Annotated in this window: 14 protein-coding genes; 9 read left to right on the top strand and 5 right to left on the bottom strand. The window is 71.3% G+C overall.

All coding sequences use genetic code 11. The features are described 5' to 3' along the window. Nucleotides 1-63: 63 nt before the first annotated feature. From VES41_RS19680 to VES41_RS19660, 5 genes are all read left to right on the top strand, one after another. A complete protein-coding gene (locus VES41_RS19680; RefSeq protein ID WP_324820528.1) occupies nucleotides 64-888 on the top strand; it encodes a DUF3348 family protein in 825 nt (274 codons plus the stop codon). Next, complete coding sequence (locus VES41_RS19675; RefSeq protein WP_324820527.1) at nucleotides 885-3,212, top strand: DUF802 domain-containing protein; 2,328 nt, start codon at nucleotides 885-887, stop codon at nucleotides 3,210-3,212. The genes VES41_RS19680 and VES41_RS19675 overlap by 4 nt, the downstream gene beginning before the upstream one ends. Further along, nucleotides 3,212-3,871 (top strand): OmpA family protein, encoded by a 660-nt coding sequence (locus VES41_RS19670; protein WP_414719190.1) that lies wholly within the window; start codon nucleotides 3,212-3,214, stop codon nucleotides 3,869-3,871. Before VES41_RS19675 ends, VES41_RS19670 begins: the two co-directional genes overlap by 1 nt. Then, nucleotides 3,864-4,562: a DUF2894 domain-containing protein gene (locus tag VES41_RS19665; protein ID WP_324820525.1), complete on the top strand. Its 699-nt coding sequence runs from the start codon at nucleotides 3,864-3,866 to the stop codon at nucleotides 4,560-4,562. The genes VES41_RS19670 and VES41_RS19665 overlap by 8 nt, the downstream gene beginning before the upstream one ends. A 103-nt stretch (nucleotides 4,563-4,665) precedes the next feature. Further along, a complete protein-coding gene (locus VES41_RS19660; protein ID WP_324820523.1) occupies nucleotides 4,666-6,840 on the top strand; it encodes a hypothetical protein in 2,175 nt (724 codons plus the stop codon). Between the two features lie 9 nt (nucleotides 6,841-6,849). Here VES41_RS19660 and VES41_RS19655 read toward each other — a convergent pair whose 3' ends face one another. Both VES41_RS19655 and VES41_RS19650 read right to left on the bottom strand, forming a co-directional pair. Then, complete coding sequence (locus VES41_RS19655) at nucleotides 6,850-7,746, bottom strand: YihY/virulence factor BrkB family protein (protein WP_324820521.1); 897 nt, start codon at nucleotides 7,744-7,746, stop codon at nucleotides 6,850-6,852. 2 nt (nucleotides 7,747-7,748) lie between these two features. Next, nucleotides 7,749-8,675 (bottom strand): dienelactone hydrolase family protein, encoded by a 927-nt coding sequence (locus VES41_RS19650; protein ID WP_324820519.1) that lies wholly within the window; start codon nucleotides 8,673-8,675, stop codon nucleotides 7,749-7,751. Between the two features lie 209 nt (nucleotides 8,676-8,884). Here VES41_RS19650 and VES41_RS19645 point away from each other — a divergent pair, with 209 nt between their 5' ends. From VES41_RS19645 to VES41_RS19635, 3 genes are all read left to right on the top strand, one after another. Continuing rightward, complete coding sequence (locus VES41_RS19645; protein ID WP_324820517.1) at nucleotides 8,885-10,075, top strand: PQQ-dependent sugar dehydrogenase; 1,191 nt, start codon at nucleotides 8,885-8,887, stop codon at nucleotides 10,073-10,075. A gap of 155 nt (nucleotides 10,076-10,230) precedes the next feature. Further along, complete coding sequence (locus tag VES41_RS19640) at nucleotides 10,231-10,656, top strand: YciI family protein (protein ID WP_324820515.1); 426 nt, start codon at nucleotides 10,231-10,233, stop codon at nucleotides 10,654-10,656. 4 nt (nucleotides 10,657-10,660) lie between these two features. Next, on the top strand, nucleotides 10,661-12,001 hold the full coding sequence (locus VES41_RS19635) for an RNA polymerase sigma factor (protein WP_324820513.1): 1,341 nt from the start codon (nucleotides 10,661-10,663) through the stop codon (nucleotides 11,999-12,001). Nucleotides 12,002-12,012: 11 nt separating this feature from the next. Here VES41_RS19635 and VES41_RS19630 read toward each other — a convergent pair whose 3' ends face one another. From VES41_RS19630 to VES41_RS19620, 3 genes are read right to left on the bottom strand one after another with little or no spacing between them, the layout of a single operon-like run. Next, entirely contained in the window at nucleotides 12,013-13,014 is a 1,002-nt protein-coding gene (locus VES41_RS19630; protein ID WP_324820511.1) for a tripartite tricarboxylate transporter substrate binding protein, read from the bottom strand. Between the two features lie 46 nt (nucleotides 13,015-13,060). Next, the gene (locus VES41_RS19625) at nucleotides 13,061-14,284 is read right to left on the bottom strand and encodes an acyl-CoA dehydrogenase family protein (protein ID WP_324820508.1); all 1,224 of its coding nucleotides are present in this window, start codon (nucleotides 14,282-14,284) and stop codon (nucleotides 13,061-13,063) included. Between the two features lies 1 nt (nucleotide 14,285). Next, on the bottom strand, nucleotides 14,286-15,890 hold the full coding sequence (locus tag VES41_RS19620; RefSeq protein ID WP_324820603.1) for an AMP-binding protein: 1,605 nt from the start codon (nucleotides 15,888-15,890) through the stop codon (nucleotides 14,286-14,288). 237 nt (nucleotides 15,891-16,127) lie between these two features. Between VES41_RS19620 and VES41_RS19615 the strand changes: the two genes are divergently transcribed. Beyond that, complete coding sequence (locus tag VES41_RS19615) at nucleotides 16,128-16,478, top strand: hypothetical protein (protein WP_324820506.1); 351 nt, start codon at nucleotides 16,128-16,130, stop codon at nucleotides 16,476-16,478. The last annotated feature ends 27 nt before the right edge of the window (nucleotides 16,479-16,505 follow it).

Here is a 16,505-nt window from a genome sequence, read left to right as displayed (position 1 = left end):
ACAGGTCCGGATACACCCATCGGATAGACTGCCGGGTTCTTTGAAAACGCCGGCAGGGTGCAAGTGACAGGTCGCACGGGTGTCACCGGCTCGGCACTCCTGCGCTTGCTGCATCGGCTGGCGGGCTCGGGGGCCGGCCCTGACGCCACCAACTCCAACGATACGCAACAGGATTTCGCCGAACAGCTCAGCCAGTGGCTGCGCTGGACGGATGCCGTCCGGTTCTCGGCCGCGCTCGATGCGCGGCCGGAGGTGCCTGCGCCTGTCGCCGCCGAGCCCGGCGGGCTCGACGCCGCCGAGGCACGGCAGGTGCGCGACACGCTGGCGGCGGCGATCGCCGAGGACGCGCGCGCCGTCGCCGCGATGACCTTGATCGGCGTGGCACCGCAGGACCCCAAGGCTGCTGCCGCCGACGCCGCCATCTGCCGCCAGCGCTATGCGTCGCGCCAATACGCGATGGGGCAGAGCATCGGACGCCTGCGCGAACGGCTGCGCGCGCGCATGGCGCAACGCTCGCCCGAACTGGCCCGGCTGGCGGCGGTCGACGCGGTGCTCGAGGACGTGCTCGGCACCCAGGAGCAGCGCCTGCTGGGGCCGCTGCCCGGGTTGCTGGGGCGGCGCTTCGAGCGACTGCAGCGCGCCGACGATGCCGAGGCCAGGGCAGCTGCTGCCGCCGCCGCCGAGGCGCCGGCCGAAGAGAACACTGCGGCGGCAGCGCCCGCCGTCGCTCCGGAGGGCCGCCGCTGGCTGCCCGCCTTCAGCCAGGACATGCACACGTTGCTGCTGGCCGAACTGGAGATCCGCTTTCATCCGGTGCAAGGGCTCGTGGAAGCCCTGCGCCAGGGCCGCGCCGACGGCGTGGCCCCGCAAGAGACAACGACGACATGAACAGACTGCTTCAACGACTGGTCTTCGCGGCCGGCCTGGCCACCGTGTGCTGGATCGGCGCCGGCTACATCGGCACCAACCCCATCGCGCTGGGGGTCACGCTGCTCATCCTGCTGTTCTACGTGCTCGGCGGGCTGGAACTGCTGGCCTTCGACCGCGCCACCGATACGCTGGCCCGTGCCTTGCGCGAGGGCGCGGCGCGTACGCCGGCCAGCCTGGCGGATTGGCTGGGCGGCCTGCACCCGTCGCTGCGCCACGCGGTGCGCCTGCGCATCGAGGGCGAGCGTGTCGGCCTGCCCGGCCCCGCCATGACGCCGTATCTGGCCGGCCTGCTGGTCTTGCTGGGCATGCTGGGCACGTTCCTGGGAATGGTCGTCACGTTGCGCGGCACCGGCCTGGCGCTGGAGCATGCGAGCGACCTGGACGCCATCCGCGCGGTGCTGGCCGAGCCGGTGCGCGGCCTCGGGCTGGCCTTCGGCACCTCCATCGCCGGCGTGGCTGCCTCGGCCATGCTCGGCCTGGTGTCGAGCATGTGCCGGCGCGAGCGTCTGCTGGCCGGCCAGGCGCTGGACGCGCAGATCGCCGACACCCTGCGTCCCTTCTCGCGGGCGCAACGGCGCGACGAATCGTTCGAACTGCTGCGCCGCCAGAGCGAGGCGCTGCCGGCCCTCGTGCAGCGGCTGGAGGCGGGCATTGCGGCCATGACCGAGCAGCACCTGGCCACGCACCAGCAGTTGCTCGCGGGGCAGGAGCGCTTCCAGGCGCAGGCCGGCAACGCCTACACCGGCCTGGCCGCCGCGGTGGACCAGACGCTGCGCGACAGCCTGACCGAAGGCGTGCGCGCCGCTGGCGCCGCCATGCAGCCGGCCATCGAGGTGTCGGCCGAACTGCTGCGGCGCCAGGCCGAGACGCTGCCCGCATTGATCGAGCGGCTCGACGCCACGCGCGAAGCCATTGCGGAGCAGCAGCGCGCCGGCAGCGAAGCCGCCGACCGCCAGCAGCGGGCGATGCACGAGGCCATCGACCAGCAACAGCGTGCGACGCACGAGGCGCTCGAGCAGCGCCAGCGCGCCCTGCTCGAATCGATCGACGCACAGCAGCGCGCGCTGCATGAAGGCACCAGCCGCCAGCAAAGCGACCTGCACCAGGTGCTCGACGCGGCCCAGCGCGAGACGCACGCGCGGTTGCTCGCCAGCCAGGAAGCATTCCAGGCCCGCACCGAAGCCGCCTACGCCGGCTTGGCCGCGTCGGTCGACCGGACCTTGCAGCAGACCCTCGCCGATGGCGCGCGCGCCGCGGGCGAGGCGATCCAGCCGGCGGTGGAAGCCGCGATGGCCGCCATGGCGCGCGAGACGGCCTCCATGCGTGCCCAGGTCGAAGCAGGCGTGCAGCGCCAGCTCGAGGAGCTGGCCGTGCAATCCGAGCGCGCCACCAGCGGCGTGGCCACGCGCTGGAACGAAGCGCTCGCCGAACACGCGCGCATGCTGGCCGCGCATGCGCAGGCGTCGCAGCGGTCCGCCGCGCAAGCGCAGGAGACCATGCAGGCGCGCCTGGCCGAGCGCGACGAGGCACGCCTTGCGGCCTGGTCGCAGGCACTGCAGGACATGGCCGGCGCGCTGCAGGCGCAATGGCAGGCCGCCACCGAGGAGGGCAGCGCCCAGCAGCAGGCCATCTGCCAGACGCTCGAGCGCACCGCCACCGACATCACGCGCCAGGCCCAGGCACAGGCACAGGACACGCTGGCGGAAATCGGCCGCCTGGTGGAGGCCGCCTCCGAGGCGCCGCGCGCCGCTGCCGACGTGGTGGCCGAGCTTCGTGCCAAGCTGTCCGACAGCATGGTTCGCGACAACGCCATGCTCGAGGAGCGCGGCCGCATGCTCGAGACCCTGCAGACGTTGCTGGACGCCGTCAACCATGCCAGCACCGGCCAGCGCGAAGCCATCGACAAGCTGGTCGGTACCTCGGCCGACCTGCTCGAGCGCGTGGGCAGCCGTTTTGCCGACGATGCCCAGGCGCAGTCCGACAGGCTGGCCGGCGTCGCGGCGCAGGTGGGCGGCAGTGCGGTTGAAATGGCCAGCGTCGGCGAGGCCTTCGGCCAGGCGGTGCAGCAGTTCGGCCAGGCCAACGAGAAGCTGGCCGCACAACTGCAGCGCGTCGAGACCGCGCTCGGCCAGTCGATGGCGCGCAGCGACGAGCAACTGGCCTACTACGTGGCGCAGGCGCGCGAGGTGATCGACCTGAGCATGCTGTCGCAGCGGCAGATCGTCGAGGACCTGCAGCACCTGGCGCAGCAGCAGCGCAGCCTGGCCACCGGCGACGCATGATGACCCTGGACGATCATTCCGACGCCGGCGGCGAGGCCACCGCACCGGTGTGGGCGGTGTTCGGCGACCTCATGGCCGGCCTGCTGGGTGCGTTCGTGCTCATCCTGGTGTGCGTCATCGCCATGCAGTTCGACCTGACCGCACGGCTGGCCGCCGAGGCACGCCAGCGGCAGGCCGAGGTGCAGCGGCGCCAGGCGCTGGAGCAGGCGCTCGCCGGCCCGCTGGCGGCCGGCCGCGTCACGCTGGCCGACGGACGCATCGGCATCAGCGGCAACGTGCTGTTCGCGCTCAATTCGGCGCAGCTGCAGCCCGACGGCAGGCAGTTGCTCAAGAGCCTGGCCGGCCCGCTGACCGTGTACCTGGCCGAGCGCAAGGAGGTGCTGATGGTCAGCGGGTTCACCGACGACCTGCAGGTGCATGGCAGCAACCGCCAGTTCGCTGACAACTGGGAGCTGTCGGCCCAGCGTGCCCTGACGGTGACGCGTTCGCTGATCGACGCCGGCGTGCCGTCGTCTTCCGTGTTCGCGGCCGCCTTCGGTGCCGAGCAGCCGGTGGCGTCCAATGCGGACGAAGACGGGCGCGCCCGCAACCGGCGCGTCGAGATCGCGCCGACGCCGCGCCGCGCGCCGGCCCCGGTAGGACGGAAGGCCGGTGGCTGACCAGGCCGAGGCTGCCGACGGCGCAGGGACTCGCGACGCGGTCGACCCGCCGCGAGGCGTCGACGATGCGTTGGCCTTGCTGGCGCAATGGCGGGCGCAGGGCGGGCGCCGGCTCGATCCATGGCGGTTCGATTTTCTCGACGCGTTGGCACGCCGCACCGCCGGTCATCGCGGACCGGCGCGCCAACTGCTGGAGGCACGGCTGGCCGACGTCGTGGCCCGCTATCGCGCGGAACTCGAAGGCGAGCCCGGACCTGCAGCCCCTCGGGCCGGGGCCGCGGCGCCGCCCAAGGGCGCAAGAAGGGCGCCGGTTGCCCCACCCGGCGCGCTCGGCGAACTGGCTGCCCAGGCCGCACAACGCCGCTCCGACGGCGAGGTGCCCGAGGCGTTGGCCTATTTCCGCCGCACATGGGCGCGCCTGGATGCGCGGCGTCGCCTGGCGCAGTCGCAGGCGCGTCTGCCCGCCAACGCCGGCCCGCTCAATTCGCAGCAGCTCGTGCATCGGGCATTGACGCTCATGCAGGACGCCGCGCCGGGCTACCTGCACCAGCTCATGGCCTATGTCGATGCGCTCGCGGCGCTCGAGCCGTTCCAGCCCGCGCCCGCCGCGACGGCAGGCGAATCCGTTCGTCCCGAATCACGCGGCACGCCTGCGGCCAGGAAGAAGCCAGGGCGCTCGCGGCGGGGCTGAAGCGCCGCGCGTGCAAGGGGCGGCCATCGGATGCGAATTCCTTCGGCCGCATGCTCCCAAGGCCTACACGCGCCACCGGGCCCTGGCGTGAAAACTACCTGGCATGCACCAGGCGCACGACTTTGCCTATTTTCGCGCCGGCGGCGTGGACCAGGTCCTGATCCGCAATGGCGGCGACATTGCGCACATCGGCGAACTCGACCAGAAACTGTGGGTGGCGCTGGCCTGTCCGACCCGCGGCATCGAGTTCGACAGCCGCACGCTCGACTTCATCGATACCGACCATGACGGACGCATCCGCCCGCCGGAGCTCATTGCCGCCTGCGAATGGGCCTGCGCCCATCTGCGCGATGCCGACCTGCTGATCGAGGGCGGCGACGGCATCGCGCTGGGCGACATGCGCCAGCCCGACGGCGACGAGTTCTCCCTGGCGGACGAGGCCCGCCACATGCTGCGCCTGTTGAACCAGGAAACGGCGAGCATCATCACGCTCGCCGACGTGGCCAGGCGGCGCGACATGCTCGCCGCCATGCGCTTCAACGGCGACGGCATCGTCGCGCCCGAGACCGCCGACGACGGGCCGGTGCGACGCACGATCGAGCGCATTGCCAGCACCCACGGGACGGTCAAGGACAGCAGCGGCCGCGAAGGCGTCGACCGCGCGCGTGCCGAGGCCTTCTTCGCCGACGCCGAGGCGCTTCGCCGCTGGCATGCCGGCGAAGGCAGCGCGGCCTGCGACGGCGGCGCCATGCTGCAGGCGGCGGAGGCGGTCGGCGCCGTGCGCGAGAAGGTCGATGACTTCTTCGCGCGATGCCGCCTCGCGGCCTACGACCTCCAGGCCCTGCCGGCGCTCAATGCCTCGGCGCAGACGTATGAGGCGCTGGCGCAGCAGTCGCTCACGCTGCACGACGCGCGCATCGCCAGCCTGCCGCTTGCGCCTGCCGCGCCGGGGCGGACGCTGCCGCTGCGCGCGCACGTCAATCCGGCCTGGAGCGAGGCGCTGGCCCGGCTGCAGCACAAGGCGGTGCTGCCCGTGCTGGGGCAGGCCGCCGAGCCGCCCGACCAGCTCGACGAACAGCAATGGAACGCGTTGAAGGAGCGGGTGGAATGCTGCCGCGCGTGGCTGGCGGCCAAGCCGGTGTCGCCGCTGTCCGGCGTCGATGCGCAGACCATCGACGCGCTGCTGGGCACGCGCGACGCCGTGATGGCGCTCATTGCGCAGGACGAGGAGGTGGGGCCGCACAACGCGCGTCTGCACGACCTGGAGAAGCTGCTGCGTCTCAAGCGCGACCTACTGCGGCTGCTGGAGAATTTCGTGTCGTTCAAGGCCTTCTACCTGCGCGAGGGCGCGGCTTTCCAGGCCGGCACGCTCTACCTCGACAGCCGCAGTTGCGACCTGACGGTGCGGGTGGATGACGTCAAGCAGCACGCGGTACTGGCGGGGCTGGCCAAGACCTGCCTGGCCTACTGCGAGTGCCGGCGCGGAACCGAGAAGATGAACATCGTCGCGGCATTCACGGCCGGCGACATCGATTTCCTCTTCGTGCACCGCAACGGTGTTTTCTACGACCGGCAGGGGCGCGACTGGGACGCGACCATCACGCGCCTGATCGAGAACCCCACCAGCGTGGCCCAGGCCTTCTTCTCGCCGTACAAGAAGTTCGTGCGCATGATCGAGGAGCAGGTCGCCAAGCGCGCCGCCGCGAGCGAGGCGCGCGCTCAGGGCGTGCTCGGCTCGCTGGCCAGCACCGTCGCGAGCGCGGACACGAAGACGGCGCCGGGTGCGGCCGCATCGGCCACGGCGCGGTTGCCCGGCAGCCGAATCGACGTCGGCACCGTGGCGGCCCTGGGCGTCGCGCTCGGGAGCATCAGCGCCGTGCTGGTGGCGCTGTTCAGCAAGTTCATCGACCTGGGCCAGTGGATCCCGATTGCCATTGCCGGCGTGGTCCTGGCCATCTCCGGGCCGAGCATGCTGATCGCCTGGCTCAAGCTGCGCCAGCGCAGCCTGGGGCCGATCCTGGATGCGAGCGGCTGGGCCATCAACGGCCGCATGAAGGTCAGCGTGCGCTTCGGCGCCTTGCTGTCGAAGACGGGGCACGCGCCGCGCCGCGCCATTCGCATGCTGCGCGACCCGTATGCCGGGCGCGGCAGCATGGCGGGCGCGCTGGCCGCACTGGCGCTCGTGGCGACGCTCGCGGTGGTCGCCTGGCAGCGCGACCTGCTCGATTCGCGGCTGCCGCCGGCACTGCAGCATGCGCCGGTGGAGCAGGGCAGCTGAGCTGGCGGTTCAATCCTGCGCGGGCGGCGGCGCCTTCTGCTCACGCAGCACCGCGTTGACCTCGGCGCCGAAGATCAGCGTGGTGGCGCTGACATAGAGGAACACCAGCGTTGCGACCACGCCCGCGTAGCTGCCGTACACCAGCGTCAGCTTGCCGGCGCTGCGCAGCGTGTACGACAGCGTGGCGGCGGCCGTGACCCACAGCGCGGCGCCCACCATGGCGCCGGGGATGACGGTGAACACGTGCTGGCGGATGTCCGGCAGCCAGCCGTAGAGCAGGGCGTAGAGGATCGTCAGGACCACGAAGGCGGCGCCGTAGCGCACGCCGTTGTGCAGCCACAGCGCCTCTTCGCCCGTGCCGACGTTGGCCTCCAGCAGGCGCCACACGTACGGCATGATGATCACCGAGCTGAAGGCGACCAGCACGCCGCCGCCCACCACCACGGTAAACAGCGTCACCTTGATGCGGGCCTTCCAGAAGGCCAGGCCGCGCTGGATGCCGTAGGCACGGTTGAGCGCCGAGCGCACCGCCTGCATGCCTGACGAGGCGGTCCACAAGGTGACCAGCACGCCGATGGTCAGCAAGGCCTCGTTGCGCTGCGACAGCACCTGCCGGATGACCGGCTGCATCGCGTCGCGCACCACTTGCGGGGCGTAGTCCATGATGCGGTCGGCCAGCGCGGCCGCGTCGCCAGGCTGGCCGATGAAGCCCGCGGCCGCGGACAGCAGGATCAGCAGCGGGAACATCGCCAGCACCGACGAGAACGCCATGCTGCCGGCCTGGTTTGCGCTCTGGTGAAGGATGTAGTTGCGCATCGCCTTGACGATGACGCCCAGGCCGGGCGTGGCCATCACGGTGCGCTCCACGCGGCGAACCGCGTCGCCGAGTCGTTTCGAGTCGATCACGCCTACGCCGGCCCCCCGAGCTTTTCCTTGAGAAAGGCCACGGTGCGCGACCAGGCCAGCTTGGCGGCGGGCTCGTCGTAGCGCGGCGTCGTGTCGTTGTTGAAGCCGTGCTGCGTGCCGGGATACATGTACGCGGTGAACGGTACGTTGGCCGCCTGCAGGGCCGCCTCGTAGGCCGGCCAGGCGGCGTTGATGCGCTCGTCGGTCTCGGCGCGCTGAACCAGCAGCGGCGTCTTGACCTTTGCGGCCTCGGCCGGGTCGGGCGTGTTGCCGTAGAACGGCACGCCGGCCGCCAGGTCGGGTATGCGCACGGTGAGCTGATGCACCATGCCGCCGCCCCAGCAGAACCCTACCACGCCGATCTTGCCGGTGGTGTCGGGGCGGGTCTTGAGCCAGGTGACGGCGGCCAGGAAGTCTTCGCGCGTCTTGGCCTGGTCCAGCTTGGCGAAGGCGGCGCGGGCGCTGTCTTCGTCGCCGGGGTAGCCGCCCAGCGGCGTCAGCGCGTCGGGGGCGAAGGCCATGAAGCCGTCCAGCGCCAGGCGGCGCGCGATGTCCTCGATGTGCGGGTTCAACCCGCGGTTCTCGTGAATGACCAGCACCGTCGGCAGCTTGCGCGTGCCCGCGTCGGCAGGCCGCACGAGGTAGCCCTTCATGGTGCCGCTGCCGCCGGTGGACGGGTAGCTCACCCGGTCGATCTTCAGGCGCGAATCGTCCGGCTTGACCTGCTGCCCGGCGGCGAAGTCGGGGCTCAGTGCCGCCAGCAGTCCGGCCGCCGTCATCCCGGCCTTGGCGAACTTGCGGGCGCCGGCCAGAAAGCCGCGCCGGTCGATGTCGCCATGGACGTAGGCGTCGAACAGCACCAGCAGGTCCTGGTCGAAGTCGCGGGCAGTCAGGCGCGGGGAAGAGGTCGTCATCGGCGATGCTTGCATGAGGAGGATTCCTTTCTTCGGGGCTTGGACCGGGCGGCAAGACGTGCGGGGCGCACGCCCACCAAGCTTCGCACAGCATCGGCCATTGTGCGCGTATCCCATGTCGAACCTGGGGACGCTCGCGCGGCCGCTGCGTGCCGATCGGGCGGATGGCGAAGATGCAGCGCTGCCGCGCTGCCCCTGTCGACCTCTCGAAACGGAAGGCCACCATGAAGCACTCGACCCTCCTGCGCCAAGTTCTGGTTGTTGCCTGCGGCCTGGCCGGCGCCGGTGCGTGGGCCTCGTCGGCCGATTCGGCGGCCGAGGCGCTGGACGGCCCGAGCCTGAGCACCTTCGCCGCCAACCTCGAGCGGCCCTGGGGCATGGAGTTCCTGCCGGACGGTCGCCTGCTGGTCACCGAGCGTCCGGGCCGCCTGCGCGTGATCAGCGCCGACGGGCTGGCCATGTCCGATGCCGTGCACGGCGTTCCCGAGGTGGACTTCCGCGACCTGGGCGGCCTGCTGGACGTGCGCGTCGACCCGCACTTCGCGCACAACAGGCTGATCTACCTGAGCTTCACCAAGGCCGGCCGCGGCCTCATGGCCGGGCGCAACAGCCTGACCGTGGCGCGTGCCCGACTGAGCGAGGACGTGACGCGGCTGGAGAAGTTCAAGGTGCTGTTCCGGCAGACGCCGTACGTCGCCAACGGAGAGAACCTTGGCGGGCGGCTCGCCATCTCGGCCGATGGCCACCTGTTCCTGACGGTGGGCGACCGGTACGCGCCGCAGGACCGCATGCGTGCCCAGTCGCTGGCGTTCTACCAGGGCAAGACGGTGCGCATCCGCACCGATGGCGTGGTGCCGGCGGACAACCCGTTCGCGCACCGGCCCGGCGCGCGGCCGGAGATCTGGAGCCTGGGCCATCGCAACCCGCAAGGCGCGCTGGTGGACCCGCGCACCGGGCTGCTCTGGACCGCCGAGCATGGGCCGCAGGGCGGGGACGAGATCAACATCATCCACAAGGGCCACAACTACGGGTGGCCGGTGGTGACCTATGGCTGCGAGTACGTCACGTGCGCACCGATCGGCGAGGGCACCGCGCACGCCGGCATGGACGCACCGCTGGTGCACTGGGGGCCGCCGAGCATTGCACCGAGCAACCTGATCTTCTACAGCGGACGGCAGTTCCCGCAGTGGAACGGCAACCTGTTCGTCGGCGCGATGACGGGCAAGGCGGTGTGGCGCATCGAACTGGGCGGCGACGCACGCGCGCCCCAGGTGCTGGGCCGCGAGCCCCTGTTCGGCGAGCTGGGCGAGCGCATCCGCGACATCCGCCAGGGGCCCGACGGCGGCCTGTACCTGCTGACCGACGGCGAGAACGCGCGCGTGGTGCGGGTTGCGCGGCAGGAGGCCGCACACTGAGGCGGACCGCCGCCGGCGCCGGCGGCCGATGCGCGAACTGTTACAACCGGGGTCGCCGTCCGGTGTCGATCCTGGACAACCTCGCGCGTCGTCAGGAAGAAGGCGCCGTTCGCATTCTGGCGCGCCTTCTCCTTTCCAACTTCAGGAGCTTCAACATGCGATTCATGGTGATTGTCAAGGCCAGTGGCGAGAGCGAAGCCGGCGTGATGCCCGACGAGGCGATGCTCGCGGCCATGGGCAAGTACAACGAGGAACTGGCCAACGCCGGCGTCATGCTGGCTGGTGAAGGGTTGCATCCGACCTCGCGCGGGGTGCGCGTGCGTTTCGACGGCAAGCAGCGAACCGTCATAGACGGCCCGTTCGCCGAGACCAAGGAACTGATCGCCGGGTTCTGGCTGTGGCAGGTGCGTTCGCGCGACGAGGCGATCGAGTGGCTCAAGCGCGCCCCGTTCGACGGCGGCACCGAGATCGAGTTGCGCCAGGTGTTCGAGGCCGAGGACTTCGGCGCCGAGTTCACGCCCGAACTGCGCGAGCAGGAGCGCCGCATCGCGGACAAGATCACGGCGGCCGGGAAGCGCTGAGGCCGTGCCACCGTCCGCGGGCGCCGGCGCCGACGACGAGGTGCGGGCGACGGTCTGCGCCGTCTGGCGCATCGAATCGGCCCGGCTCATCGGCGCCCTGACGCGGCGCGTGCGCGACCTGGGCGTGGCGGAACAGCTCGCCCAGGACGCGCTGGTGGCTGCCCTCGAGCACTGGCCGCGCGAAGGCGTGCCGGACAATCCGGCCGCCTGGCTCATGGCCACCGCCAGGAACCTGGCGCTGGACCACCTGCGGCGCCAGCAGGTGCGGGCAGCGCAGGAAAGTGCGCTGAGCCACGCGCTGGACCTGCGCCACGCGATCGCCGCACAAGCGCAGGCCCAGGCAGTCGACGACGCGCTGGACGACACGGTCGGCGACGACCTGCTGCGACTGATCTTCACCGCCTGCCACCCGGTGCTCTCGGCCCAGGCGCGCGTGGCGCTGGCGCTGCGCGTGCTGGGCGGTCTCGGCACCGACGAGATCGCGCGGTCGTTCCTCGTGCCGGAGGCCACGATCGCGCAGCGCATCGTGCGCGCCAAGCGTTCGCTCGCCGAGGCGCGCGTGCCCTTCGAGGTGCCGCCAGCGGGCGAACTGCCGCAACGGCTCGGCGCCGTGCTGGAGGTGATCTACCTCGTCTTCAACGAAGGCTATGCAGCCACTTCGGGCGGCGACTGGATGCGGCCGGCCTTGTGCGAGGAGGCGATGCGCCTCGGCCGCGTGCTGGCCCGGTTGATGCCGTACGAGCCGGAGGTGCACGGGCTGGTTGCGCTGATGGAACTGCAGGCTTCGCGCAACGCCGCTCGCGTGGGGCCCGGCGGCGAGCCGGTGCTGCTGCTGGCGCAGGTGCGCTCGCGCTGGGACCGCCTGCTGATCGGCCGCGGGCTGGCCGCCTTGGCCAATGCCGAAAAGCTGGCGGCAGGACGCGGCCAGGCATTGGGCCCCTATGCCCTGCAGGCCGCCATTGCCGCCTGCCACGCGCGCGCGGCAGATGCATCGGCCACGGATTGGCCGCGCATCGTGGCCCTGTACGACGCGCTGGTCGAAGTGACGGGCTCGCCTGTGGTGGAACTGAACCGTGCGGTGGCCGTTTCGATGGCCTTCGGAGCGTCGACGGCGTTGCCGCTGGTCGAAGCGCTGGCCGACGAGCCGGCGCTGCGGCACTACCACCTGTTGCCGGCGGTGCGCGCCGATCTGCTGGCCCGGCTGGGACGGCTGGACGAGGCCGCCGCCGAGTTCGAGCGGGCCGCCGCGCTGACGCGCAACGAGCGCGAGCGGCAGGTGCTGGCGGCGCGCGCGCATCAGTGCCGGCCGCCCGGCGCCGACCGGGGGCCGGCGGCGCTGCACTGATGGCGGCGGGCCTACATCGCCTCCAGCCCGACCTTCTTCATCATCTGCTCGGTGAACGCCATCTCCTTCTTGAAGCCCTGCACGTAGGCCGGGGCGTCCAGCAGGTCGACCTGGCCGCCTTGCTGCTGCAGTGCAGCCACCACCTCCGGCCGGGCCAGCGCCTGCCCGAAAGCGTCGCGGATGCGCGCGACCACCGCGTCGGGCGTGCCGGCCGGTGCCGACAGGCCGCCCCAGGACGTGAGTTCGGCGCCCTTGACGCCGAGCTCGGCCAGGGTCGGCACGTCCGGCAACGTCGGGTTGCGCTTGCGGCCGGCGACTGCCAGCGCGCGCAGCTGCCCGCTCTGGATCAGCGGATACGCGACGCTGAAAATCGGCGTACCGAAAAGCACCTGGTCGCCCATGACCGCGTTGACCAGCTCTGACGCACCCTTGTACGGGACATGCAGCACGTCGACGTGCTCGGCGCTGAGCAGCATCTCGACGCCCAGGTGCGACGGCGTGCCCACGCCGCCGGACGCATAGCTGAGCTTGCCCGGCTGGGCCCTGGCCTTCGCCACGAGATCGGCCAGGCTGCGCACGTCGCTGTCGGCCTTGACGATCAGCACGATGTCGGAGCTGGTCAGCCGCATGATGTGGCGAAAGTCCTTCAGCGCGTCGTAGCCGGGGTTCTTGTAGACGTGCATGTTGGCCGCCATCGGGGCGGCGGAGTAGATCAGCGTGTAGCCGTCCGGCGCTGCCTTGGCGACGATCCGCGCGCCGATGTTGCCGCCCGCGCCCGCCTTGTTGTCGATGATCAGGGGCTGGCCCAGGATCGGCCCGACCGCCTCGGCCAGGATGCGCGCGGTGGTGTCCGGGCCGGTGCCGGCCAGGTAGGGCACGACCCACTTGATGGGGCGCGTGGGATACGGGCCGCTGTCGGCGGCCCGCGCGGAGCCTGCGGCGGCGCCAAGGGCCGGCAGCAGCGCCGTGGCGAAAGCCCCGCGCAGCAGTTCGCGTCGATTCAGGTCTGTCATGTCATTCGTCTCCTGTTCTTCATTGATTGGCTGGGCCGGCGCGCCGTCAGCGCAGGTCGCCCAGCAATTCCTTGGCGATCGTGTTCTTCTGGATTTCGCTGGTGCCGGTCAGCACGCGGTACATGCGCAGCATGCGAAACAGGAACTCGACCCGGCGGCCCTGCACGATGCCCTCGCCGCCATGCACCTGGACGGCACGGTCGGCGACGCGGAAGGCGGTTTCGGAACAGAACAGCTTGGCCATCGAGGCCTCGGCCCGCGCCTCGGCGCCGGCGTCGATCTGGCGCGCGGTGTGCAGCATCAATGCGCGCGCGGCAGCCAGTTCGGTGGCGGCGTCGGCCAGCATGTGTGCGATGGCCTGGAACTGCCCGATCGCGCGGCCGAACTGCCGCCGTTCCGTGGCGTAGTCGCGAGCGTCGCGCAGCGCCACCGTGGCCAGGCCGACCATGGCGGGGCAGTGCAGCAGTCGGTTGACGGTGATCCGCCCGAGCGCCAATGCCAGCCCGCGGCCGGGCTCGCCGATGCGGTGGGCCACCGGAACGCGCGCGCCCTCGAGCACGATGTCGCCCGTGCTGCTCTGGCCGGCCATCGTCTTGTAGCCGGCTTCGACCCGCACGCCCGGCGCGTGCAGGTCGACGAAGAAGGCTGTCACCTCGCGCTCGGCCTTCGGGTCGTGCGCAGTGGAGGCCATGAGCACCGCGTGGTCGGCGAAAGGCGAACCGGAGATGAACCGCTTGCGGCCGGTCAGGACGTAATGGTCGCCCTCGAGCACGGCATGGGTCTGCACCGCGCCGGCGTCGGACCCGGCTTCGGCCTCGGTCAGCGCGAAGCAGATGGCCAGCTCGGCGCGCGCCACCGGCTCGATGAAACGGCGCATCTGCTCCGGCGTCGCCTGGCGCGCCAGCGCACCGACGCGCGGCGGGCCGCTCAGCTCGCCGAAGACGTGCGGCGCGAAGGGCGAGCCGCTCGCGTAGATGGCTTCCTTGATCAGCACGTGGTCGAGCAGCGACAGGCCCAGGCCGCCCATCTTCTCGGGCAGCGTCATGCCATAGTAGCCCAGCGCGTGCGACCGGCGCCACACCTGGCGCAGCAGCTCGCGCGGCGCGCCGCCTTCGTGCGTGATGCCGTGCTCGCGTGCCAGGTCGGCCAGCTCGCCATGCAGGTAGTGCCGCACGCGCTCGATGATCGCCGCCGCGCGCGGGGACCCTTCGAAGGGGCCGTCGAACAGCGCTGCGGGGACCGGCGCGGCGTGGGTCGTGGTCGCATCCATGTCAGTTCACCTTGCGTTCGTGCTGCGCCCAGTAGGGCGCCTGAACCGCCTTGCGCATGACCTTGCCGTTCGGGTTCTTGGGCAATTGGCCCACGAACTCGATGTGGCGCGGCCGCTTGAAGCCGGCCAGCCGTGCGTTGCAGAAGGCGTCGATGAGCCCGGCGTCGGCCGCGCTGCCGGGCTTGAGCACCACGTGCGCGGCGACCGCCTCGCCCCACTTGTCGTCCGGGATGGCGAACACGCAGGCTTCCTTGACCGCATCGTGCTGGTAGAGCACGGCTTCGACTTCCGATGGATAGACATTGAAGCCGCCGCTGATGACCATGTCCTTCTTGCGGTCGACGATGTAGACAAAGCCTTCCTCATCCATGCGCGCCAGGTCGCCGGTGTGGTAGCGGCCTTCCTTGAGGACTTCGGCCGTGAGCTCGGGCGCGCGCCAGTAGCCGGCGAACACGTCCTCGCCGCCCACCACGATCTCGCCGATCTCGCCGGTCGCCACAGGCTGGCCGGCGTCGTCGAGGATCTGCACGTCACACTCCAGCAGGGGCCGTCCGCACGAGGCCAGGCGCTCCGGGCGGGCGGCGCGGGCATGCAGGTGGTCTGCGACGGTGAGCGCGCACACGCCCGAGGTCGTCTCGCCGGCGCCGTAGCCCTGGCTGAGCACCGGGCCGAACACGTCCATTGCGCGCAGGATGCGCGCCGGGGCCATCGGCGCGGCGCCATAGCCCAGCCGCAGCAGGTCCGGCAGCGGGCGGTAGCGGCCTTCCAGCTCGGCCAGCAGCATGTTGATCATGGTCGGCACCATGAACGTGTGCGTGACCCGGTCGGCGCGCATGTCGGCAATGAAGCGGGCGGGCTCGAAGCTGTCGAACAGGCGGATGGTGACGCCGCAGCAAAGGGCCGGCACCAGTTGCATGCCGGATGCATGCGTGATCGGGCCGACCAGCCCCAGCACGTGGTCCTCGTGCATGTTGTCGGCACGCAGCAGGAACTTGCGCAGCTGCGCCAGGCGGTTGCCGAAGGTCTGCATCGCGGCCTTGAGCACGCCCGACGAGCCGGACGTGTAGTGCAGCACGGCGACCTCGTCGGCCCGGACGGCGACGGCCGCGAAGGCATCGCTGGCGCGGGCCAGTGCGGACTCGTAGCCGCCGGCGCCGCACGCGCCGGGCTGCGCCTGCGGCTCGTCGACCAGCAGCAGGTGCGGCATGGCGCCACGCAGGTGCGGGCGGAACGCTTCGGCGCGGGTGGCCGTGGTGATGATGACCGCCGCCTCGCTGTTGGCGACGATTTCGCCGACCTCGGCCGGCGACAGGCGCGCGTTGAAGGGCGCCTTGATCAGGCCGGCCTTGTAGCAGGCCAGTTCGGTCTCGACGATTTCCGGACGGTTCGGCAGGTAGATGCCGACGCGGTCGCCGCGCGCTAGGCCAAGGCCCAGCAGGGCGTTGGCCAGCCGGTTGGAGCGCGCTTCGAGTTCGGCGTAGCTGAGGCTGCGGCCCGGCGTCCTGATCGCGATGCGATCTGCGTGGGCGCGGGCGCTGCGCGACACCAGTGCGCCCACGTTGGCGACCGGGCGCGACGCGGCCGATGGGAAGGTTGCGGTTGTGATGGGTGTCTCCTTGAACGTTCGGGCCTGCGGTTCCGCGGGCGTCGGGCAGGTCGTCGAGGTGACTGTTCCAGAAGGCCGGGTATCAGGGAAATACCGTTTGCTGATGCCGGGCGATCACATGCATTGATGGACCGGCGGCGCAGCCGGCTGGCATTGCGCCTGTTCTCCTACACCTGCGGCCGGTGCGCGGTGCAAGCATGAGCCCGATCCCCTTCCAACAGAAACGGAGTCCCGGTGATGGGCCGATTCAATTGCTTTGCCGGCGGACACATGCCGGCCGATCCGCGCGAATGCGTGCGGCAGATCATTGCCTGCGACGATGCGCGACCGAGCCAGCCCTACGAACATGCGGCCACGCTGGCGGCCGGTGCCGGGCTGCTCTTGTGCGCCTTGATGGTTCCGCACCGCACGACGGCGGTAGTGCACGCGGCGCTGGGCGGCGCCTTGCTGCTGCGCGCTGCCTCGGGGCGCGACGGCCTGCGCAAGTGGAGCGGTGCCGAGGGCGCCCGCCCGCCGGTCGACCCGGCGCCGGCGGCGGCGACCGCCGCGGATGCACCGCCGGCCGAGGCGGGCAACCTCGGGCTCTAGCCGGCGCGGAAGTCCTTGGCGCGGCCG

Origin of the sequence: Variovorax sp. (genome assembly GCF_035634955.1) — a bacterium.
Classification (GTDB): domain Bacteria; phylum Pseudomonadota; class Gammaproteobacteria; order Burkholderiales; family Burkholderiaceae_C; genus Variovorax.
This window is presented reverse-complemented; position numbering and strand designations above follow the sequence as displayed.